Genomic DNA, 22,044 nt, shown 5'->3' on the forward strand with positions numbered 1-22,044 from the left:
GCCGCGGTTGCCGACGCTATGGTTCCCTCGGCCCGGCCCTGCCGCCGGGCGCGTTGTCGTCCGGAGCCGCCCCATCCTCTATCTCTATTTCGCGCTCGCCTTCTGCCTCGCCGGCACGGTGAAGGGCTTGATCGGCATGGGCCTGCCGCTGGTGGCGATCGCGCTCATGTCGATCGTCATCGAGCCCAGGGCCGCGGTGCCGTTCGTCCTGGTGTCCAGCCTGGTGCTGAACCTGGTGCAGATCCTCCAGATGGGGGGCGTGCGCGACATCGCCCGCCGCTACACGCTGCTGGCGCTTGCGGCGGCAGTCAGCGTTTGGGGCGGCACGGAACTGCTGTTCGCCGTCGACCAGCGGATCATCGAGGTGCTGCTCGGCCTCGTCGTGTGCGGCTATGTCGCCATCAACGTCACGCGCATTCCGCCCGCCCTGCCGCGGGTCTGGGAGGCGCGCCTGGCGATCCCCGTCGGCCTTGTGCTCGGCGTGCTCCAGGGCGCGACCGGCTCGCTCGCCGCGCCGCTCGCCGCCTGGTGGCAGGTGCTTGGCCTCAAGAAGGACGAGTTCATCCAGGCGTCCGGTTATGTGCTGTTCATCATCGTGGTGCCCTGGGCGGTGTCGGTCGTCGTCAAGGGGGCGGTCACCTGGGAGGTCGCCGCGGTTTCCGCCGGCCTGATGGTCCCGGCGCTCCTGGGTATGTTCGTCGGCGGTCGAATTCGCGCCCGGGTGCCGGAAGAGCGCTACCGCAACCTGATCCTGGCCCTGCTGTTCGTCGCAGGCGTCGGCCTGTTCGTCAAAGGGCTGGCGATGTGACGGTTCGGCAGTCCGCCGGCCAGCCGCCCATTCAGGCGCCACTCAGTTTCCGGGCCGGTCCACGGCAAACTCTGCCCGAATGGCCGGGCCGTGCTGGTCCAGGGCCGGGACGGCGCCGAGCCGCGGCGCGCCCAATTCGCGGACCAGCGTGCCGGGCGGGACCATCTGCGCCGGGCCGTTCGGCGTCTCGACCGGCACCCGCCGCAGTTCGGGATGGGCCGAAAGGTCGGCGACGCTGTTGACCCGCCCCCAGGCGATCTGTGCCGCCTCGAGCCGGCGGATCGCCTCGCCGCGCGATAACGCGCCGAAGACGGCGCCCATCTCGGCTTCCAGCGCCGGCCGGTTCGCCACCCGCGCCCCGTTGTCGGCAAAGCGCGGGTCGTCCGCCATGTCCGGCCGCTCCAGCACCGCCTCGCACAGGCGCACCCATTCGCGGGCATTCTGGATCGCGAGCACGATCGGCTCGCCGCCGGCGCACAGGAACAGGCCGTAGGGCGCGATCGTCGGATGGCGCAAGCCGACCCGCGCGAAGCCGCCGTCCCCAAGGTCGTTGTGAAACAGCGGCACGTTCATCCAGTCGGCGAGGGTGTGGAACAGGGAGACGGAAATCGCCCGCCCTTCGCCGGTCTTCTCGCGCGCGTAGAGGGCTTCCATGATCGCGCCGTAGGCGTGCACCCCGGCGGAAAAATCGGCGACCGAGACGCCGACCCGCGCCGGCTCGTCCGGGCTGCCGGTGATCGCCGCGACGCCGGATTCCGCCTGCACCAGCAGGTCGTAGGCCTTCATGGCCTCGTAGGGCCCGCCGTCGCCGTAGCCGGAGATATCGCAGGCGATGAGCCGCGGATGCTGCGCGCGCAGGGCCTCCGAGCCGAAGCCGAGCTTCGCCGCCGCGCCGGGCGCGAGATTTTGCAGGAACACGTCGGCCCGGGCGATCATCCGGTGCAGCAGCGTCGCGTCTGCCGCGTCCTTGAGGTCGAGGACGATGGATTGCTTGCCCCGGTTGAGCCAGACGAAATAGGCCGAAAGTCCGTTCACCGCGCTGTCGTAGTAGCGCGCAATATCGCCGCCCGGCCGCTCGACCTTGATCACCCGCGCGCCGGCATCGGCCAGCTTGGCCGCGCACAGCGGCGCCGCCGCCGCCTGGTCGATGGAAATTACGAGAATGTCGGCGAAGGGGTTCATGGGGCGCGATCCGGGTCAGTGGCGGTGCCGCACCCTCAAAACGACCTTGGCAGGCCGAGGACGTGCTCGGCGATGTAGCTGAGGATCAGGTTGGTCGAGATCGGCGCGGTCCGGTAGAGCCGGGTCTCGCGGAACTTGCGCTCGATATCGTATTCCTCGGCGAAGGCGAAGCCGCCATGAGCCTGCATGCACATGTCGGCGGCCTCCCAGGCGGCGTCGGCGGCGAGCATCTTGGCCATGTTGGCCTCGGCGCCGGGCTGCTCGCCGGCGTCGAACAGGCAGGCCGCCTTCTGCACCATCAGGTCGGCGGCCTCGGTCGCGGCATAAGCCTTCGCGATCGGGAACTGGATGCCCTGGTTCCGGCCGATCGGCCGGCCGAACACCTGGCGCTCGGCGGCATAGTCGCGCGCCTTACCGATGAACCAGCGGGCGTCGCCGATGCATTCCGCGCCGATCAGCACCCGCTCGGCGTTCATGCCGTCCAGGATGTAACGGAAGCCCTGCCCCTCCGCGCCGACGAGATTCTCTGCCGGGACTTCCAGATCGTCGAAGAAGACTTCTGTGGTGGCGTGGTTGATCATGGTGCGGATCGGCCGGATCGTCAGGCCGTTGCCCCGCGCCTCGCGCATGTCGACGACGAAGACGGACAGGCCCTCCGTGCGCTTTTTCACCTCCTCCTTCGGCGTCGTCCGGGCCAGCAGCAGCATCAGGTCGGAATGCTCGGCGCGCGAGGTCCAGACCTTCTGGCCGTTCACGACATAGCGGTCGTTGCCCCTCTTCTCGGCGACGGTGCGCAGCGAAAGCGTGTCGGTGCCGCTGCCCGGCTCGGTCACGCCGAACGCCTGCAGCCGCAGGTCGCCCGAGGCGATGCCCGGCAGCCAGCGTGTCTTCTGCGCCTCGGAGCCGTGGCGCAGGATCGTGCCCATGATGTACATCTGGGCATGGCAGGCCGCGCCGTTGCCGCCGCTCTTGTGGATCTCCTCAAGGATCGCGCAGGCCGCGCGCAGGCCGAGGCCGCTGCCGCCATAGGCCTCCGGCACCAGCACGGCGAGGAAGCCGGCCTCGGTGAGCGCGCGGACGAACTCCGTGGGATAGGCGCGCTCCCGGTCCTTCGCCCGCCAGTATTCGCCCGGATACCCGGCGCACAGCGCGCGCACGGACTGCCGGATCGCCTCGATCTCCGGGTCCGGGGCATAGGGGTTGCCGGCAACGCTCCCGGCAGGATCGGCGGCGGGTGTGGCGGTTTCGACGATGGTCATGGTTCGCACTCTCCGGCGGCGATCCCGGCCTAGGGCATGTCCGCCGCCAAGGGAAGCGGACACGCCCGCGCGGCGGCTCTCCGGCCGGCGGCAACCGGATGTCGTTGTTGTAAGGCGGCGCTTGACATATCCGGGCCGGCCGCTACGCCGTCCGCCTGACGGCCAACTACCGCGTCACCTTCGGATGGGACGGCGACGCGGCGACGGACGTGGACATAGAGGACTATCACCGATGATCGAACGGCATCCTTCCATCGATCCGGTGCATCCCGGAGAAATTCTGCGGGAAGACGTCCTGCCCGCCCTGTCGATGAGCAGGACGGCGGTGGCGGAAGCGCTCGGCATATCCCGCCAGACGCTCTACGCCATTCTCAACGAGAAGCAGCCGGTCACCGCCGAAATGGCGGTCCGTTTCGGCAAGCTGTTCGGCAACGGCGCCGGTTTCTGGATCAACCTGCAACGGCTCCACGATATGGCGCGTGCGGAACGCGAGGTCGACGTGTCCGGGATACCGACCCTCGAGGCGCGGGCCGGCTGAATCGGCGGATGCCGCGGGCCGATGCGCCGCGCGGCCCGGCGGTGCACCGCAGGCAGGCGGAAGTTCGGCTTGCCAAGCGTTGCCGCCGCCGCTTGAATCCGGGCATGGACGGCGCCGCCACCGCAACCGGGCTGAAGATCGTGCCGATCGCGCCGGCGATCGGCGCGGAAATCCGCGGCGTCGATCTGGCGGCCGACCTGCCGGACGCGACAGTGGCGGCGATCCGGCAGGCCCTGCTCGACCATCTCGTCGTCTTCTTCCGCGATCAGGAGATCACCCCGGCCCGGCAACTCGCCTTCGCCCGCCGCTTCGGCGACCCGGTGCCCTATCCCATGGTCGAGGGCATCGATGGCTTTCCGGAAATCGCGCCGGTCCTCAAGCTGGAGCACGAGCGGGTCAATTTCGGCGGCATCTGGCATTCCGATACCACCTACACGGCAGAACCGCCGATGGGCGCGATGCTGGCGGCGCGGGAGCTGCCGCCGGCCGGCGGCGATACCCTGTTCGCCAACCAGTATCTCGCCTGGGAATCCCTCTCCGAAGGGATGAAGGCCGCGCTCCGGCCGCTCCGGGCGGTCAACAGTTCGGCCAAGGCGTCGGCCCAGATCACCCGCAACCGCGGCGACGCCGACGGGCCGGGCAAGGACGCGAAGACGCTGAAGGAGGCCGTCCACCCGGTCATGCGCACCCACCCGGAGACCGGTCGGCCGGCGCTCTACGTCAATACCGGGCACACGACGCGCTTCGAGGGCATGACCGAGAGGGAAAGCGCCCCGATCCTGGGGTATCTGTTCCGGCACCAGACGCAGGCGGAATTCACCTGCCGCTTCGTCTGGACGCCGGGCGCCGTCGCCTTCTGGGACAACCGGGCGTCCCAGCACTATCCGCTCAACGATTATCACGGCCATCGGCGCCTTATGCACCGCATCTCGATCGCCGGCGACCGGCCGGCCTGACCGGGGCGCCCCGCATTGAACCAGAGCGCCGGATGGCCGCTTTTCCGATGACAGTCTTCGAGGCCGCTGCGGCCCGTCCCGGGCGGTCGGTCGTGGCGCTGTGCGCGGCGCAGGCGTTGTTCTGGACCCTGGCGCCGGCGCTGACCCACAGCGCGCCGCCGCTCGACGTCGTCGAGATGCTGGTTTGGGGCCGGGAAGGCGTCGTCGCCACCTACAAGCATCCCAACCTTCCCGGCCTGCTGCTCGAAGCGGTCCGCCTGGCCTCCTTCGGCGCGCTCTGGCCGGTCTATCTGTTCGGGCAAGGCTGCGTCGCCGCGACCTTCGCCGCCGTCTACCTGCTGGGCCGGGACCTGCTGGGGCCAGGCCGGGCGCTCGCCGGCACCCTCCTGCTGACCGGTATCTTCTATTATTCCTGGCCGACGCCGGAGGTGAACCACAATCTCCTGCAGATGCCCCTCTGGGCGTGGACCGGGCTCGCCCTTTGGCGCGCGGTCCAGAGCGAGCGCATTCTCTGGTGGTTCTTGCTCGGCCTGTTCGCCGGCTTGTCGCTGTGGGCGAAATACTCATCCGGCCTGTTGCTTCTGGCGGCCTTTGTGTGGCTGCTGGCCGACGGGCGCGGGCGCGCCTGCCTCTCCCGGCCGGGCCCGTGGCTCGCGCTGGCTGCGTGCGCGCTCGTCGCGCTGCCGCAGGCGATTTACCTGGTCGAGTCCGGGTTCCTGCCGCTCGACTATGCGACGACGCGGGCGGGATCGAGCAAGGCCGGAGGACCTGTCTCCTTCCTGCTCGCCCAGCTGGCGGACCATGCCGTGTTCGCGCTCATGGCGCTGGCCGCCGGGTTGTTCGGCGCCGGCGCCGCACGCGCGCCGGCAGAGGAATCCGGGGCGCGCCGCTTCCTCCTGATACTCGGCATCGGACCCCTCCTGCTGACAGTGCTGGCGGCCGTCGCAACCGGCCTGGGGCTGAAGGACATGTGGGGCATGCCGATGTTCAACTGGTCCGGCCTGCTGCTGATGGCGCTGCTGCCGGGGCGCTTCGACGGGCGGCGGCTCGCCCGGCTCGGCGCGATGGCCGCCGGCCTGCTGGTGCTGGTCCCGGCGGCCTATGCCGCCGCCGTGCTGTTCGGCGCATCGATCTCCGACAAGCCGGTGCGGGTCGCCTGGCCGCAGGATGCAATCGCCGGCCGGCTGCTGCGCGGCTATATCGAGGAGACCGGCGCCGCGCCCCGGATCGTCGTCGGGCATCAATGGCTGGCCGGCCTGGTCGCGCTGAAGGCGCCGGGCGGTCCGTCCGTATCGATAAATGCCGATCCGGGAAAATCGCCCTGGGTTTCGGACCGGGATATCGCCGAGCGCGGCGCGCTGGCGGTCTGGCGGACCGGGCGAAAACTGCCGCCGGGAATGGCTGCGCTCGCCGCCGGGCGGCCGCTGCGCCGGGAGACATTCCGGTGGAGCGACTCGCCGACGGCCCGCCCGATCCGGATTACCTGGACGGTGATTCCGCCCCGGCCTCCCGGAACACGAAAAACCGGTTCAGCAGATAGGTGAGGACCGCCGCCAACCCGGTAAACAACAGAAAGCCGATGCGGTAGTCCAGGCCGCCGAGATCCGCCCAGAGCGCCATCGCTCCGCCGTGCAGCGCGACGACGGCGGCATAGCCGGCGAGAAAGCGCGGCCCGGCCCGGCGGTGCGGGGCGCGGCTTCGCAAGACGAAACTGCGATTGCCGATATAGGACACCGCGATGCCGCATACGGCCGCCAGCGCGTTGGCGATCGCCGCCGAGGCCATGCCGGCGCCTTCCACCAGGCCGGCGAGGACGGCGTAGTGCACCGCGGTCGCGAACAGTCCGTTCAGCACGAAGCGCAGGACCCGGCCGGCTTCCTCACGCATCGGAAGGATCGTCGGGGGCGGGATCGCCGGTGTCGGGATTGCCGGGCGCCGTTTCGGTCTCCAGGATCAGCGACACCGCCGCCGCTTCGAGGTCCGCCGGCGAGCGGTAGCCGAGCGCGTTCATGATCAGCGCCACCAGGCTGAGGATCGCGGTCTGGAGAAAGACCAGGACCAGGAACCCGGTTACGAAGGTCAGCCAGCCGGGCGTCGTCTGGCCGGCGAGCTTCAGCGCCAGGCCAACCAGGAATATCGCGACGCCCGACGCCGCCGCCCAGGCGCAGACCGCGCCCATCCGGGTCAGCACGGCGTCGTCGAACACCGCTACCGCGCGCAGGCCGTGGAGCGCCAGGTCGTAGAAATTCATCTGCGAGCGGCCCGAGTAGCGTGCGCCGCGGTCGCAAGGGATTTCTGCGCGCCTGAGACGGGACTTGATCAGCGCCGCGGCAAGGTGGATCCGCGTCTCCTGCATCGCCGTCAGGCGCAGCAGGGCGCGCCGGCCGAGGGCGCAGAAATTGCCGGACCGGATTTCGCGGCCCGTCATCAGGCCGAAGAACAGGCGGTAGATCCGGTAGAACAGCCGGAACGACAGCGATTCGCGCCGGCGCCCCCGGCGGGCCGCGGCGGCGTCGCAGTCCGGCCCCACCGCCGCGATCAGGCGCGGGATATCCTCCGGCCTGTCCTCGCCGTCGCTGTCCATGACGACGGCCCCGTCGTGGCGCGGGTCCGCGGCCGCCACCGTCAGGCCGACCCAGGCCGCCGTCTGGTGCCCGCAATTGCGCTTCAGGCGGACGATCCGGCCGGCGAGGCCCGCTTCGCGCATGGCGTCGATCGCAGGCGGCGAGCCGATCGAGCCGTCGTCGACCGCGAGGATCTCCAGGGTGACGCTGGCGTCGACGCGCGCCAGGTCCCGGCACAGCGCGGCGAAGGAGGCGCCGTCCTCGAAAACGGGGGTGACGACGGCCCAGACCGAATCGGGCCGAGCCGCCTCACGGCTGTGCGACATCGATCCGGTGTTCCGGGACGGTGCGCAGCAGCTCGCGGAACCAGGCGACGGTCTCTGCGAGGCCGGATTCCAGGTCCGTATCCGGCGACCAGCCGAGCAGCCGGGCGGCGCGCGAAATGTCGGGCCGGCGGCGCACCGGGTCGTCCTCCTGCAGCGGAACGAAGACCGTGGACGAGCCGCTGCCGCAGAGCCGCACGATCGTCTCGGCGAGCCCGGCGATGGCGGTTTCCTGCGGATTGCCGAAATTGACCGGCCCCGGCGGCGCATCCTCGAGCGCCATGTAGGCCAGAAGCCCGTCGACCAGGTCGTCGACATAGCAGAAGGACCGGGTCTGGCTGCCGTCGCCGGCGACGGTCAGCGGCCGGCCGAGCAGGGCCTGGACGATGAAATTGGAGACCACCCGCCCGTCCGACGCGTGCATGTGGGGTCCGTAGGTGTTGAAAATGCGCGCGACGCGGGTATCGACGCCGTACTGGCGGTGATAGTCGAAGAACAGGGTCTCGGCGCAGCGCTTGCCCTCGTCGTAGCAGGCGCGCGGGCCGATCGGGTTGACATTGCCCCAGTCGTCTTCGGCCTGGGGATGGGTGAGCGGATCGCCATACACCTCGCTGGTCGAGGCCTGGAGGATACGCGCACCGCAGCGCCGGGCGAGGTCCAGCATGTTGATCGCGCCGTGCACCGAGGTTTTCACGGTCTGCACCGGATCGTGCTTGTAGTGCACCGGGCTCGCCGGGCAGGCGAGGTTGAAGATGCGGTCGACCTCGAGGCGCAGCGGCTCCGTCACGTCGTGGCGGATGAATTCGAAATTCGGCGCGCCGAGAAGCGGGGCGATGTTTGCCTTGGACCCTGTGAACAGATTGTCGAGACAGATGACGTCGCAGCCCTCGCGGATCAGCCGTGCGCAGAGATGCGAGCCGATGAAGCCGGCTCCCCCGGTGACGAGTGTGCGTTCGGTGTAGTGCTTCATCTGCGCGCCGGCGCCGGGTGATATGACCGCGGAATGCCGGTCCCGCCCCGTCCCGGCCGTTTCGGGCGCCTGCCGGTCCGGTATGCGATGTTCGGCGGCCGGTTATATCACCGGGCGCGGCGGGCAAGTCTGCGGCTTTACGTCTGGCGGCGTCGGTGCCTGCAAGGCGGGCGATATGGCCGCTTTCCCGGCGGCGCGGCTTCTGGCACCTGTCTTCCGGCACAACCGCTCGCCCCGACCCGCTCCCGCCATGTCCGACGCCGATCCTCCAGCCCCGACAGAGCCGCTGACAGGGGAAGTCCCGCGCGACTTCATCCGCGACATCGTCCGCGCCGACCTGGAAAGCGGCAGGGAAAGCACGGTCGTCACCCGCTTCCCGCCCGAGCCCAACGGCTATCTCCATATCGGCCACGCCAAGTCGATCTGCCTGAATTTCGGTGTCGCGGCGGAGTTCGGCGGGCGCTGCCACCTGCGCTTCGACGACACCAACCCGCTGAAGGAGGAGCAGCTCTATATCGACGCCATCAAGGCGGACGTGCGCTGGCTCGGCTTCGACTGGGGCGCGCATCTCCACCACGCCTCGGACCATTTCGACCGGCTCTACGACTGGGCCGAACATCTGGTCGAACGCGGCCTCGCCTATGTCGACGACCAGACGGCCGAGGAGGTGCGCGCCAGCCGCGGCACGCTGACCGAGCCGGGCAAGAACAGCCCGTACCGCGACCGCACGCCGGCGAAGAATCTCGACCTGCTGCGCCGCATGAAGGCGGGCGAATTCCCGGAGGGCGCCCGGGTGCTGCGCGCGAAGATCGACATGGCGAGCGGCAACTTCAACCTGCGCGATCCCGTGCTCTACCGTATCCTGCACGCCGCCCATCCGCGCACCGGCGAGCGCTGGAAAATCTACCCGACCTACGATTTCGCCCACGGCCAGTCGGACGCCATCGAGCATGTCACCCACTCGATCTGCACCATGGAATTCGAGGACCACCGGCCGCTCTACGACTGGCTGGTCGAGCATCTGCCGGTGCCGTCGCGGCCCCGGCAGTATGAGTTCGCCCGGCTCAACCTCGGCCACACGGTGCTCTCGAAGCGCCGGCTGATCCGGCTGGTCGGGGAGGGCCATGTCGCCGGCTGGGACGATCCGCGCATGCCGACGCTCGCCGGCCTGCGCCGGCGCGGCGTGCCGCCGGAAGGCATCCGGGAGTTCGTCCGGCGCATCGGCGTCGCCAAGGCGGACAACCTGGTCGAGGCGGCCCAGTTCGACGCCGCGGTGCGCGACGTGCTGAACGAGGCTGCGCCGCGCCGCATGGCGGTGCTCGATCCGCTCAGGGTCGTCATCGAGAACTGGCCGGAGGGGAAGGTGGACCGGCTCCCGGCCGCCAACCATCCCGCCGACCCGGACCGCGGCACGCGCGACATCCCCTTCGGCCGCGAACTCTGGATCGAGCGCGCCGACTTCATGGAAGACCCGCCGAAGAAGTTCTTCCGCCTCGCGCCGGGCCGGGAGGTGCGGCTGCGCTTCGCGTATCTGATGACCTGCACCGGCGTGGTGCGCGGCGCGGACGGCGGGATCGCGGAGTTGCGCTGCGTCATCGACCCGGAGTCGCGCGGCGGCACGGCGCCGGACGGCCGCAAGGTGCGCGGCACGATCCACTGGGTCTCCGCGGCCCACGCGCTCGACGCCGAGGTCCGGCTCTACGACCGGCTGTTCAGTGCCGAAATCCCCGGCAGCGGCGGCCGCGACTGGCTCGACGACCTCAACCCGGACTCGCTGACGGTGGTCCCGAACGCGAAGCTGGAACCGGTGCTCGCCGCCCCCGCCCCCGGCGAGACCCTGCAATTCGAGCGCACCGGCTATTTCGCGCCCGATCCCGACAGCAGCCCCGCCCGCCCGGTCTTCAACCGCACCGTCACCCTGCGCGACAGCTGGGCGAAGCAGCAGGGGCGGTAGGAGACGGACGGGCTTGCACAGGGCGGACAGGGGATGAAGCGCATGAGCGAAATGCGCTAGGATCGGCCGCACCCGCCCGCCGGTCTTTCGCAACGGCCTTCACAGGGAACCGCCATGCCCGCCCCGCAGCTCTATCTGATCGACGGCTCGGCCTATATCTTCCGGGCGTTTCACGCCATTCCGGTCGATTCCTTCAAGCGCTCCGACGGCGTGCACACCAACGCCGTCAACGGCTTCTGCAACATGATCGTGAAGCTGATCGAGCAGGTGCGCTCTGACGATGCGGAGGACTTTCTGGCGGTGATCTTCGACGCCTCCTCGAAGACGTTCCGCAACGATCTCTATCCCGAATACAAGGCAAACCGCGACGAGCCGCCGGAGGAGCTGCGCCCGCAGTTCGCCCTGGTGCGCGAGGCGACCCGCGCCTTCAACCTGCCCTGCATCGAGCTGGAGGGCTACGAGGCCGACGACCTGATCGCGACCTATGCGAAAGAGGCGACGGCCAAGGGCTTCGAGACCGTCATCGTGTCGTCCGACAAGGACCTGATGCAGCTGGTGAACGACAGCGTCACCATGTTCGATCCGATGAAGGACAAGCGGATCGCCGCGCCGGAGGTGGCCGAGAAGTTCGGCGTCGCGCCGGACAAGGTGGTCGACGTCCAGGCATTGATGGGCGACAGCACCGACAACGTGCCCGGCGTGCCCGGCATCGGCCAGAAGACGGCGGCGCAGCTGATCGGCGAATACGGCGATCTCGATACGCTGCTCGCCCGGGCGTCCGAGATCAAGCAGAACAAGCGCCGCGAAAACCTGATCGAATTCGCCGACATGGCGCGCCTGTCGCGCGATCTGGTCGTGCTGAAGGACGACGTGCCGACAGACGCGGCGGTCGAAGAATTCCGCCTGGAGCCGCCGGAGCCGGACGTGCTGCTCGGCTTCCTGCGCCAGCAGGAGTTCCGCACCATCACCCGGCGGATGGAGGCCGGGTTCGTCGAGGCCGGGCTGATCGAGGCGCAACCGGACGAGGCCGCCGATCCCGCGCCGGCGCCGGAAGCCGCGGTCTACGAGGCGGTTCAGGACGAGGCGCGGCTCGCCGAATGGATTGCGCTGGCGCGCGAGCGCGGCACGGTCGCCTTCGATACCGAGACGACCTCGCTGAACGAGATGCGCGCCGAGCTGGTCGGCTTTTCGCTGGCGGTCGAGCCGGGCCGGGCCTGCTATGTGCCGCTCGCCCATGTCGCGCCGGGCTCGGACGGCGGCGCGGCCCTGGCGCTCGACGGCGCGGCGGCGCCGGAGCAGATCCCGTTCGAGCGGGCGCTCGCCCTGCTCAAGGACCTGCTGGAGGACCCGGCGACCCTCAAGATCGGCCACAACATCAAGTATGACGCGGTGGTCATGGCCCGCTACGGCATCGCCATCGCGCCGGTCGACGACACCATGCTGCTCAGCTATGTCTGCGACGCCGGCCGCCACAAGCACGGTCTCGACGATCTCGCCTGGCTGCATTTCGAGCACAGCACGATCAAGTACGCCGACGTCTGCGGCAAGGGCAAGGCGCAGATCGGCTTCGCCGAGGCGGACCTCGACAAGGCGACCGACTATGCCGCCGAGGACGCCGAGATCACCCTGCGCCTGCACCGGCTGCTCAAGCCGCGCCTGGTCGCCGGGCGGGTGACGACGGTCTACGAGACGCTGGAGCGGCCGCTGGTTCCGGTGCTGGCGCAGATGGAGCGCACCGGCATCCTGGTCGACGCCGGGCACCTCAAGCGGCTATCCGGCGATTTCGAGCAGCGCATGGCCGGGTACGAGGCAGAGATCCACGGTCTTGCCGGCGAGCCCTTCGCCATCGGCTCGCCCAAGCAGCTCGGCGAAATCCTGTTCGACCGGATGGGCCTGGAAGGCGGCCGCAAGACCAAGACCGGCGCCTGGGGCACCGGGGCCGACGTGCTGGAGAGCCTCGCCGCCCAGGGCCACGACCTGCCGGCCCGGGTGCTCGACTGGCGGCAGCTCGCCAAGCTCAAGAGCACCTACACCGATGCCCTGGTCGGCGAAATCAACCCGCAGACCGGCCGGGTCCACACCTCCTACGCCATGGCGGTGGCCTCGACCGGGCGGCTGTCGTCGAACGATCCGAACCTGCAGAACATCCCGGTGCGGACCGAGGAGGGACGGCGCATCCGCGAGGCCTTCGTTCCGGACGCCGGCTACACGCTGGTCTCGCTGGACTATTCCCAGATCGAATTGCGCCTGCTCGCCCATGTCGCCGACATGGCGGTATTGAAGCAGGCCTTCCGCGACGGCGTCGACATCCACGCCATGACGGCCTCCGAGGTGTTCGGCGTGCCGGTGGACGGCATGGACCCGATGGTGCGCCGCCGCGCCAAGGCGATCAATTTCGGCATCATCTACGGCATCTCGGCCTTCGGGCTGGCCAACCAGCTGCGCATCGACCGCGGCGAGGCCCGGGCCTTCATCGACGCCTATTTCGAGAAGTTCCCCGGCATCCGCGACTACATGGAGACGACCAAGGACTTCGCCCGGCGCAACGGGTATGTGGTGACGCCGTTCGGCCGCAGGATTCATGTCACCGGCATCGGCGACAAGAACCCGTCTCACCGCGCCTTCGCCGAGCGCCAGGCGATCAACGCGCCCTTGCAGGGCGGGGCGGCCGACATCATCAAGCGCGCGATGATCCGCGTGCCGGCGGCGCTGGCGGCCGAAGGGCTGGGCGCCCGGATGCTGCTCCAGGTCCATGACGAACTGTTGTTCGAAGTACCGGATGGCGAGGTCGAGGGCACGGTCGCCGCGCTCAAGCCGATGATGGAGCGCGCCGCCCTGCCGGCGGTCGACCTCTCCGTCCCCCTCGTCGTCGACGCCGGCGCCGCCGGCAACTGGGCCGCGGCGCACTAGGGCGGCGCCTCACGCGGGACGCGCGTGCGCCGGCTCCCTGACGGTATTCTCCCGGCCGACCGTCGCCAGCGACTCGCTCAGTTCGGCCAGCGCCAGCGTATCGCGGGCGCAGTAGGCGCGCAGGTCGGCGAATGTGCGCCGGCGCTCTTCCGGATCGTCGGCCGCCAGCGCCCGGACGTAACGCGCGGCCGCCATCTGCCCGTCGGCGATCGAAAGGTCGGCGTAGTCCATGCCGGGAACGAGCGCGGGCAGCACGCTCTTGATCGAGAAGGAACCGCGGAACGCGGGGTGGTAGATGCTGTCGCGCACCGGCGGCAACAGGTCGAACAGCCGGGCCCCGATGGCGCGAAGCGCCGCCGCCCGTTCCGGCAGTGCCGCCGCAAGGTCGCGCAGGATGCGGCCCTCATAGCCGGAGTAGGTGCAAATGCTGCCGCTCCGGCCCAGCGCCTCGATCAGCCGGTCGGCCAGCGCCGGGCGGGGGTCGTCAGCGCCCTCGTGCAGATAGTCGGCATGGTCCGGCGGCGCGCCCCGGCGTTCGGTATGCACCGAGAAGAGAAAGGGGATCGCATCGTAGGGGCGCGTGCCGGCAAAGCGCGGGACCGCCGGTGAGAATGTCTCGAAATCCAGATAGCGGACCGGCTGCCTCCGCCGGGCCAGTATGCCCGCGATGTCGCCATGCAGCACCGGGCGGCCTTCGATGACCGCGCGCCGGACGATGCGCTGCAACGGCGTGAGCGGGAAGCCGTCGGGAATGTCGCGTATCTCCTGGATTCCGCCAGCGTCGAGCCGGCCGCGTTCCGCCTTCCCCAGCCGGGGCAGTTCGTCGATACCGTGGTTCGGCGGTACGTCGTTGCGCGTGCAATGGGCGTGATACGGGCAATGATAGGGGTCGAAGCAATGGTCGCCGGCCGCGATGTCCGGCGCGGCCGGCGCGGCGAGCATGGCCTGCATCCCGTCCACTTCGGCCTCGACGGCCGCGAGCAGCGCCTCCGCCCGGCCGGTCACCGGGTGCAGCCGGAACAGCGCGCCGGGGTCGAGCCGCCGGCCGTCGTAGACATAGTCCCGGTCGAGGGTGAGGACGCAGGCCTCGCGCACGTCGAGCCCGGCGCCGCGCAAAACCCAGAGCTGGACCGCGGCGTCGAGGACGAAAAGGTCCTTGAGCCGGGTCGTCGACTTGACCTCGGTCAGGCGCCAGCCGCCGGCGGGCAGGCGCTCGATAATGTCGGCGCGGACCAGCACCCCGCGATGCCGGCACGCCGCCTCGAACAGGGCCGGCGCGTTTCCCGCCTCGATAACCCGGCGGGTTTCCTCCAGCGCCTCCGGGATATGGCGGTGGTCGTGCGCTACAAGATGGCCGCCGGGGATGCGCGCGCACGCCAGTTCGCCGACTTCGTGGCCGGTGTCGAACACCGCCCGGAGCGCCTCGTCCGGCGCCGCCGCCAGGTCGCGTTCGTAGCAGTCGTACCAGAGCCGCAGATGGCACTGTGCCCCGGAAATGTAGCGGGATTTGGAGAGGGAGGATTCGCGCGTCACTCGGTTGCCCATATCTTCCGGGGACCTGTGTTTCCCGCCTGAGTTGTCCATTTTCTGAGATAATTTGCAAACAACGGACCGAAAGAACCGCGATTTTCGACGATGCTTGAAACTTTACAGAAATCCAAATTTGTGAGGTAACTTTCCGAGGGAGAGTCTCCTGTTGGGGTAATGTAGACGATTTCACTTGTCCATGGTCTATCTTTGACTATTACATCATACTTAAACACATTTTCCCATTTTTGTCCATTTGGTAATTTCGACTCACAAATCGCTCTCTCTAGTTCGCTTTCATTGCAAATTTTCACGATAGAGGCATTGGCAAGAAGAAAAAGAAGATGAGCATATTTTTTCTTGTATGTGGTTGCGAGGCATATCTCCCGCAATGCTTCCAACAGATAACAAGGCCCCACCATTTTTGCCCTGCGCAGATATTCGAGTTGTCCTTCGTCAAATGACCTGCTGTCCGTTTTTAATTCTACAAAATAAGCTACGTTAGAATCTTTGGAGAAAACTACATAATCTGTCTTAACAGACTGATTTTTTCCCTTTATGTGTTCGCCGCATAATGTACCCTTTCGTAGGGGGAATTCGGGTATGATTGTACAGTCTTCTCTCCCGATTCCGAGGATATCGGGCAGAAACAGTCCGAAGAACGGCGCGAGGTTGGGCTCCAGCCGGTAGCCGGGAAGATGCCGCCAGCGATTCAGTTTGCTGAATACATCGGCGAAGTTCGGACGGTTTTGATCGGTCATGCCATTTCCTTACGCGGGTCTGCGCGCAGCGCACAGACGTTCCCGTGCGCTGCGGATCGACACGCATTCTGGACTGCATCCGCCGGCCGGACAATGCGCTGCCGCTTTCCCAGTCTTCGGGTTTCCCCTGCGAAGCCCGGAAACTGCGAAAACGGGGTCGCCAGCCCGGTCCCTCCGCTGCCGCAGGGGAGTCCCGCGGCCAGAAGCCGGCGGCCTCCTACCTAATCGCAAACCCCTCATACCCCGCGGCGGCGATTTCGGCGCAGCGGGCGGCGTAGGCGGGGTAGCCGCCGATATAGGGCATGAAGACCCGCGGTTTGCCGGGGATGTTGGCGCCGACATACCAGGACGAGCAGGTCGAGCGCAGGGAGGCGTCGGCCAGCTCGTTGACATGCGCGACCCAGGCATCCTGGGCGGCGCGCTCGGCCTCGATGACGCCGGCGCCGCGGCCGCGCAGGGCTTCGATGCAGTCCGACACCCATTCGACATGTTGCTCGATCGACGGCATCATGTTGGTCAGCACCGAGGGGCTGCCCGGCCCGGTGATGGTGAACAGGTTCGGGAAGCCGTTGACCGCCAGCCCGAGATAGCTGCGCGGCCCGGCCTCCCAGGCCTCGCGCAGGGCCAGGCCGCCGCGGCCGCGGATGTCGATGCGCTTGAGCGTGCCGGTCATGGCGTCGAAGCCGGTGGCGAAGACAATGGCGTCGGCCGCGATCTCCTCGCCGCCGGTCTCGCCGCCGCTTTCCGCATCCCCGATCGCCACGCCGGCTTCGACGATCGCCCGGATCGGCCGCTCGTTGATATCGATCAGGCGCACGTTGGGCCGGTTGTAGGTCTCGAAATAGCCGGTATCGACGCACAGCCGTTTGCAGCCGATCACGTTGGTCGGCATCAGCTTGCGCGCCGTCTCGGGGTCGTCGACAGTCTCGCGGATCTTGGCGCGCACGAAGTCGGCCGCGGTTTCGTTGGCCGCCGCGTCGTACAGCAGATCCTCGTAGCTCGCCATGAAGGTGAGCCCGCCGGTCTCCCAGCGCCGCTCGAATTCGGCGGTCCGCGCCTCCGGGCTGTCGGCCAGCGCCGACGGCCGGGGCAGGTCGACCAGGAAGCAGCCGAAGCGCGTCTTGGCCTCCTCGCGCAGCGCCCGGTAGTCGGACTTGACGGCGGCGACCTCCGCCGCGCCGAGCGGACGGTTCTGCGCCGGGACGGAATAGTTCGCCGTGCGCTGGAACACGGTGAGCTGCGCGGCCTGCTGCGCGATCGCCGGAATCGACTGGATGGCCGAGGAGCCGGTGCCGATCACGGCGACGCGCAGGCCGGTGAAGTCGACCTCTTCGTGCGGCCAGCGCCCGGTGTGGTAGGTCGCGCCGCGAAAGCTGTCGCGGCCCGGTATGTCCGGCAGGTTGGCGGTCGAGAGGCAGCCGGTCGCCATGATGCAGAAGCGCGCCGTCACCCACTCCGGCGCGCCGCCCGCCGGCTCCAGTCGGACCCGCCACAGCCCGGCGGCCTCGTCCCAGTGCGCCGCCGCGACGCGGGTGTCGAAGCGTATGTCCGGCCACAGGGCGAAGCGGTCGACGACATGGTTGGCGTAGCGCAGGATGTCCGGCTGGACGGCGTAGCGCTCGGTCCACCCCCACTCCTGCTGCAGCGCCTCGTCGAACTGGTAGGAGTAGGACATGCTCTCGACGTCGCAGCGCGCGCCGGGATAGCGGTTCCAGTACCAGGTGCCGCCGACCCCGCCGCCGGCCTCGTAGACCCGCGCCCGGAAGCCGGCGCCGCGCAGCCGGTGCAGCAGATACAGGCCGGCAAACCCGGCGCCGACGATCAACGTGTCGAGATCGGCGGCATCGGCCTCGGGAGCGCCGGGATCGGGCAAGGCGGAAGGAGGAGCCTCGGTCATGGCGCGGCAGTGTCACCGAAGCGGGCGCGGGGTCAAGCCCGCGGCGCGCAGGGCGGTGTTTCAGGCAATGTTTTCCGGATTGGTTCCGGGTTGCCGTCTCTGACGCCTGTCACGGACTCCTTTCCGGGCGGAGAGATCGCGGGGGAAGGTTTCAAAGCTAATTTTACGACTAACCGCAAAACGCTTCGTGGTCTGTTGAGTTCGCACTACCGCCTTTAGTCTTTTGCCAAGCGGCCCGAACGAGTCCCGCAGTAAACGAGGGCCTGAACGAATCCCGAGTCACCAATTTCGGCGCATCTCATGAAGTAGTAGCAGTAATCGTTGATATCGCAGTATTCGAGCCTCGCGATAAAGTAGAGAGACTTGTCTGCCGAGATGATTGTCTTGATCTGTTGCCGAGATAGAGGCGGTGCAACAAATCTTCTTCCGACCTCGGTGGTGGACACATCACCGAGAAAATGCCCTTCCCTGTTGTTCCAATTTACATCGATAGCGGAAATGTAGTCGCGCTGTTTAGGCTTGTCCGAGGTGACGTAATTCTTGAGCACCACGCGCTGTGCGCTGGTGGTGCCCCCGATCTCAAGAGGGGCAACAATTCGAATACCGGCAGGATCACCTATCCGTTCAAGTTGTATCCGTAAGGAAAGGCGCGGCCTTTGCTGCTCATTTCTGTCTCTAATCGTAACCCAGCCTTGATACGTCTGTATGGCAGCGAAGACCAGCGCGAGACAACCTATAGCGACTAAAGCCCAATTTGGAATCGCTGAATGTTTTTGCAACCAGTTCTTCAAGCGATTCGATTTTCTTGGTCGTTCATTGTCCATAAGTGTCATAACGGATATTGCAGTACTCAATTTGGAATTGTGGCCTAGAAATTATTTCTCATTTCAGACCCTCCTCTACAGACTGTCCGGCTCACCTTCGGAGGTTGCAGGAAAAGGGCGTCGGGCGGGCTTGTAGAGAGCCGCCCGTATCTTCCGGCGTCAGCCGACCCGTTTGGTCGAGACGAAGGCGCGCCATTCGCACAATTTGTCGCCGCGCATCTTCCAGTGCTCGCCGGCGATCTGGCGCGCCTTCGTGCCGTCGGGATTGTCCCAGCCCGCGGTCCATTCGACGGCGATCCAGTCGCCGCTCGCCGCGATCAGCGTCTTGTCGAGCTGCACGTTGCAGATCGACGGATCGTAAAAGCGCTCGTGGAAGGCGCGCACCGCGTCGGCGCCGCGCGCGACCTCGCGGCCGTTCCAGACGATCACCGCATCGTCGGTATACAGCGCCATCGTCGCCTCAATATCGCGCCGGCGGTACACCGCCTCGGCCTGGCGCACGATCTTTTCGGCTTCTGTCTGATTCACCGTTCCCGTCTTTCCTGAATGGCGAGTCCCCGCCCGGCCGCAGCTACGCCGCGACATCCCAGGTTGCGCCGCGGTGCAGCAGGGCGTTCATGTCGCCCCGGGTCGGCGCCTTGTCGGCGATCGCGCGATTCTGCGAGCGGACGGCGCGCTCGTAGCTCTGCTCTGCCGGGCTGCAATAGAGCACGCCGATGGCGACCGGGAAGTCCGGCGGCTTGAGGCGGGCGAGCGCACCGCCGATCGTCCGGTTGGTCTCGTCGTGGACGATGATATCCTCCTCGCGCACGCCGTCGTCGCCCAGCGTCACGACCTCCAGTTCCAGCGTGTGGCGGTTCATGCGCAGGCCCTTTTCCCGGTCCTTGCCGAACAGCAGCGGCTTGCCGTGCTCGGCCTCGAGCTGCATGTCCGCCTTCACCTCCTTCTCGGTGAAATGCTCGAACACGCCGTCGTTGTAGACGATGCAGTTCTGGATGATCTCGACGAAGGAGCAGCCCTTGTGGGCGTGGGCTCGGGCCAGCAGGCCGGGCAGGTGGTCCTGCCGCCGGTCGATGCCGCGGGCCACGAAGCGGGCGTTGACGCCGAGCGCGAAGCTCAGCGCATCGACCGGCGAATCGATCGAGCCGTGGGGTGTCGACGGCGAGCGGGTGCCGAGCCGCGAGGTCGGCGAATACTGGCCCTTGGTCAGGCCGTAGATCTCGTTGTTGAACAGCAGGTAGCTGATATCGACGTTGCGGCGGATGGCGTGCAGCGTGTGGTTGCCGCCGATCGACAGCCCGTCGCCGTCGCCGCCGACGACCCAGACGTCGAGGTCCGGGTTGGCAAGCTTGATCCCGGTCGCGAAGCTGGGCGCCCTTCCGTGGATCGTGTGGAAGCCGTAGGTTTCCATGTAGTAGGGAAATCGCGCGGCGCAGCCGATGCCCGAGACGAACACGGTGTTCGCCGGATCGGCGCCGATATCGGCCATCGCCTTCTGCACCGCCTTCAGGATGGCGTAGTCGCCGCAGCCGGGGCACCAGCGCACCTCCTGGTCGGTGGCGTAGTCCTTGGGGGACAGGCTCGCGGGGGTCTGAATGTTCATCGCTCGGTCTCCGCCGGCCCTAGAGCCAGGCTTTCAGCGCCTCTTCGATTTCGACGATGCGGAACGGCTTGCCGTTCACCTTGTTCAGCGGTTTGGCATCGACGAGATATTCGGCGCGCAGCACGGTCACCAACTGGCCGGTGTTCATCTCCGGCACGAGGATCGTCTCGTAGCTCTTCAGCAGGTCGCCCAGATTGGGCGGCATCGGCCAGATATGGCGGATGTGGATGTGGGACACGTCGTGGCCCCGGGCGCGCATGTTGGAGACGGCCCGGCCGATCGGCCCGTGGGTCGAACCCCACCCGACGACCGCGATCCTGCCGCCTTCCCGGCCCTGGTCGACCGCCTGGTCCGGAATGTCCCCGGCGATGCCGAGAATCTTGTTCCGGCGGTTGTCGGTCATCTTCTGGTGGTTGTCGGCATCGTAGGAGATGTCGCCGGTCAGATGATGCTTCTCGATGCCGCCGATCCGGTGCAGCAGGCCGGGCGTGCCGGGCTTGACCCAGTCGCGGGCCAGGGTTTCCGGATCGCGCGCATAGACCTGGTAGCCCTCCGGATCGGTGCGGAAGGTCACCGGAAACGGTTCATGGTCGTCGAAATCCGGGATCAGCCAGGGTTCGGCGGCGTTGGCGATATAGCCGTCGGTCAGGAACATCACCGGCGTCATGTACTTGACCGCGAGGCGGCAGGCCTCGATGGCGGCGAAATAGGCATCGCCCGGCGAATGGCAGGCGACCACGGCGAGCGGCGCATCCGCGTTGCGGCCGTAGACCGCCTGATAGAGGTCCGACTGCTCGGTCTTGGTCGGCAGGCCGGTCGAGGGGCCGCCGCGCTGGGAATTGACGATGATCAGCGGCAGTTCGGTGGCGATCGCCAGGCCGACGGCTTCGGTCTTGAGCGCGATGCCGGGGCCCGAGCTGGAGGTGACGCCGAGCGCACCGGCATAGGAGCCGCCGATCGCCGCGCACACCGCCGCGATCTCGTCCTCGGCCTGGAAGGTCGTGACGCCGTAGTCCTTGAGCGGCGCCAGCAGATGCAGCAGCGCCGAGGCCGGCGTGATCGGATAGCCGGTGAACAGCAGCGGCAGGCCGGCCAGCCGGGCACCGGCGACCAGGCCCATGGCCACGCCCTCCGCGCCGGTCAGCGCCCGGTAGGTGCCCGGCGCGATATCGGCCGGCGGCACCACGAAACTGCCGAATTCGCGCGCCATGTCGGCGGTTTCGCCGAAGGCGTGTCCGGCATTGAGCGCCGCGATGTTCGCGCCGGCAATGTCCGGCTTGCGGGCGAACTTCTGCTTCAGCCACTCTTCGTTAATCGATCGGTCGCGGCCGAACAGCCAGTCGACCAGCCCGAGCGCCCACATGTTCTTGCAGCGCTGCGCATCCTTGTTGCCCAGGCCGAACGGCTTGACCGCCTCGACCGTCATGCGGGTCATGTCGACTTCGAGCTTGCGGTAGCCTTCGAGGGAGCCGTCCTCCAGCGGATTTTCCCCAAAGCCGGCCTTGCTCAGGTTGCGCGCCGTGAAGGCGCCGGTATCGACGATGACCAGCCCGCCGTTGCGCAGGTCGCCCAGGTTGGTCTTGAGCGCCGCCGGATTCATGGCGACCAGAACGTCGACCGCGTCGCCCGAGGTCCGGATCGTGCGCGACCCGAAATGGATCTGGAAGGCCGAGACGCCGAAGGTCGTCCCGGCGGGGGCGCGGATCTCGGCCGGAAAGTCCGGGAAGGTTGCGAGATCGTTGCGGGCCATCGCGGTGGCCTGCGTGAACTGGGTGCCGGTGAGCTGCATGCCGTCGCCCGAATCGCCGGCGAAACGGACGACCGCGCTTTCGAGTTCGTTACCGGCTTCGTCCGATACGACCGAGCCGCCATCCATCGGCTCTCTCCTTCTGTCCTGCGGGTCCGCCGGCGGTTTCCGGCCTGCCCCGAACGTCTTCGCGCCTGCCGCTTATAGCGGGGCGCAGCCGA

Annotated in this window: 18 protein-coding genes; 6 read left to right on the forward strand and 12 right to left on the reverse strand. The window is 67.9% G+C overall.

All coding sequences use genetic code 11. The features are described from left to right. Window positions 1-7: 7 nt before the first annotated feature. Window positions 8-808 carry a sulfite exporter TauE/SafE family protein gene (locus OXM58_14135; protein MDE0149506.1) on the forward strand — a complete coding sequence of 267 codons (801 nt, stop codon included), beginning with the start codon at window positions 8-10 and terminating at the stop codon, window positions 806-808. Window positions 809-850: 42 nt separating this feature from the next. Here OXM58_14135 and OXM58_14140 read toward each other — a convergent pair whose 3' ends face one another. Beyond that, window positions 851-1,990: a CaiB/BaiF CoA-transferase family protein gene (locus OXM58_14140; GenBank protein MDE0149507.1), complete on the reverse strand. Its 1,140-nt coding sequence runs from the start codon at window positions 1,988-1,990 to the stop codon at window positions 851-853. 35 nt (window positions 1,991-2,025) lie between these two features. Continuing rightward, window positions 2,026-3,249 carry an acyl-CoA/acyl-ACP dehydrogenase gene (locus OXM58_14145; protein MDE0149508.1) on the reverse strand — a complete coding sequence of 408 codons (1,224 nt, stop codon included), beginning with the start codon at window positions 3,247-3,249 and terminating at the stop codon, window positions 2,026-2,028. Between the two features lie 232 nt (window positions 3,250-3,481). Between OXM58_14145 and OXM58_14150 the strand changes: the two genes are divergently transcribed. The 3 genes from OXM58_14150 to OXM58_14160 all read left to right on the forward strand — a co-directional run bounded on the left by OXM58_14150 (window position 3,482) and on the right by OXM58_14160 (window position 6,287). Then, window positions 3,482-3,787 (forward strand): HigA family addiction module antitoxin, encoded by a 306-nt coding sequence (locus tag OXM58_14150; GenBank protein ID MDE0149509.1) that lies wholly within the window; start codon window positions 3,482-3,484, stop codon window positions 3,785-3,787. Window positions 3,788-3,891: 104 nt separating this feature from the next. Continuing rightward, the gene (locus tag OXM58_14155; protein MDE0149510.1) at window positions 3,892-4,743 is read left to right on the forward strand and encodes a TauD/TfdA family dioxygenase; all 852 of its coding nucleotides are present in this window, start codon (window positions 3,892-3,894) and stop codon (window positions 4,741-4,743) included. Window positions 4,744-4,775: 32 nt separating this feature from the next. After that, complete coding sequence (locus OXM58_14160; protein MDE0149511.1) at window positions 4,776-6,287, forward strand: glycosyltransferase family 39 protein; 1,512 nt, start codon at window positions 4,776-4,778, stop codon at window positions 6,285-6,287. Here OXM58_14160 and OXM58_14165 read toward each other — a convergent pair. From OXM58_14165 to OXM58_14175, 3 genes are read right to left on the reverse strand one after another with little or no spacing between them, the layout of a single operon-like run. After that, complete coding sequence (locus tag OXM58_14165; GenBank protein ID MDE0149512.1) at window positions 6,223-6,630, reverse strand: GtrA family protein; 408 nt, start codon at window positions 6,628-6,630, stop codon at window positions 6,223-6,225. The two genes, OXM58_14160 and OXM58_14165, sit on opposite strands and share 65 nt — an antisense overlap. Next, on the reverse strand, window positions 6,623-7,633 hold the full coding sequence (locus tag OXM58_14170) for a glycosyltransferase (protein MDE0149513.1): 1,011 nt from the start codon (window positions 7,631-7,633) through the stop codon (window positions 6,623-6,625). Before OXM58_14170 ends, OXM58_14165 begins: the two co-directional genes overlap by 8 nt. Next, a complete protein-coding gene (locus OXM58_14175) occupies window positions 7,617-8,600 on the reverse strand; it encodes an SDR family oxidoreductase (GenBank protein ID MDE0149514.1) in 984 nt (327 codons plus the stop codon). Before OXM58_14175 ends, OXM58_14170 begins: the two co-directional genes overlap by 17 nt. Before the next feature lie 250 nt (window positions 8,601-8,850). Here OXM58_14175 and OXM58_14180 point away from each other — a divergent pair, with 250 nt between their 5' ends. Together OXM58_14180 and polA are read left to right on the forward strand one after the other, a co-directional pair. Then, complete coding sequence (locus OXM58_14180) at window positions 8,851-10,554, forward strand: glutamine--tRNA ligase/YqeY domain fusion protein (protein ID MDE0149515.1); 1,704 nt, start codon at window positions 8,851-8,853, stop codon at window positions 10,552-10,554. A gap of 114 nt (window positions 10,555-10,668) precedes the next feature. Continuing rightward, window positions 10,669-13,464 carry a DNA polymerase I gene (polA, locus tag OXM58_14185; GenBank protein ID MDE0149516.1) on the forward strand — a complete coding sequence of 932 codons (2,796 nt, stop codon included), beginning with the start codon at window positions 10,669-10,671 and terminating at the stop codon, window positions 13,462-13,464. 9 nt (window positions 13,465-13,473) lie between these two features. Here polA and OXM58_14190 read toward each other — a convergent pair whose 3' ends face one another. The 7 genes from OXM58_14190 to OXM58_14220 form a co-directional block, all read right to left on the reverse strand. Beyond that, window positions 13,474-14,997 (reverse strand): DUF2779 domain-containing protein, encoded by a 1,524-nt coding sequence (locus OXM58_14190; GenBank protein MDE0149517.1) that lies wholly within the window; start codon window positions 14,995-14,997, stop codon window positions 13,474-13,476. Then, entirely contained in the window at window positions 14,994-15,752 is a 759-nt protein-coding gene (locus OXM58_14195; GenBank protein ID MDE0149518.1) for a hypothetical protein, read from the reverse strand. Before OXM58_14195 ends, OXM58_14190 begins: the two co-directional genes overlap by 4 nt. A gap of 217 nt (window positions 15,753-15,969) precedes the next feature. Then, the gene (locus tag OXM58_14200) at window positions 15,970-17,649 is read right to left on the reverse strand and encodes an NAD(P)/FAD-dependent oxidoreductase (protein MDE0149519.1); all 1,680 of its coding nucleotides are present in this window, start codon (window positions 17,647-17,649) and stop codon (window positions 15,970-15,972) included. A 215-nt stretch (window positions 17,650-17,864) separates the two neighbouring features. Beyond that, window positions 17,865-18,482 (reverse strand): hypothetical protein, encoded by a 618-nt coding sequence (locus tag OXM58_14205; GenBank protein MDE0149520.1) that lies wholly within the window; start codon window positions 18,480-18,482, stop codon window positions 17,865-17,867. Window positions 18,483-18,632: 150 nt separating this feature from the next. Continuing rightward, window positions 18,633-19,001 (reverse strand): nuclear transport factor 2 family protein, encoded by a 369-nt coding sequence (locus OXM58_14210; protein MDE0149521.1) that lies wholly within the window; start codon window positions 18,999-19,001, stop codon window positions 18,633-18,635. Between the two features lie 43 nt (window positions 19,002-19,044). Then, entirely contained in the window at window positions 19,045-20,076 is a 1,032-nt protein-coding gene (locus OXM58_14215; GenBank protein MDE0149522.1) for a 2-oxoacid:ferredoxin oxidoreductase subunit beta, read from the reverse strand. Between the two features lie 19 nt (window positions 20,077-20,095). Further along, window positions 20,096-21,952, reverse strand: coding sequence for a 2-oxoacid:acceptor oxidoreductase subunit alpha (locus tag OXM58_14220; GenBank protein ID MDE0149523.1), 1,857 nt, complete (start codon window positions 21,950-21,952; stop codon window positions 20,096-20,098). Window positions 21,953-22,044: the final 92 nt, after the last annotated feature.

The sequence above is a fragment of the Rhodospirillaceae bacterium genome (assembly GCA_028819475.1).
In the GTDB taxonomy this organism is placed as follows: domain Bacteria; phylum Pseudomonadota; class Alphaproteobacteria; order Bin65; family Bin65; genus Bin65.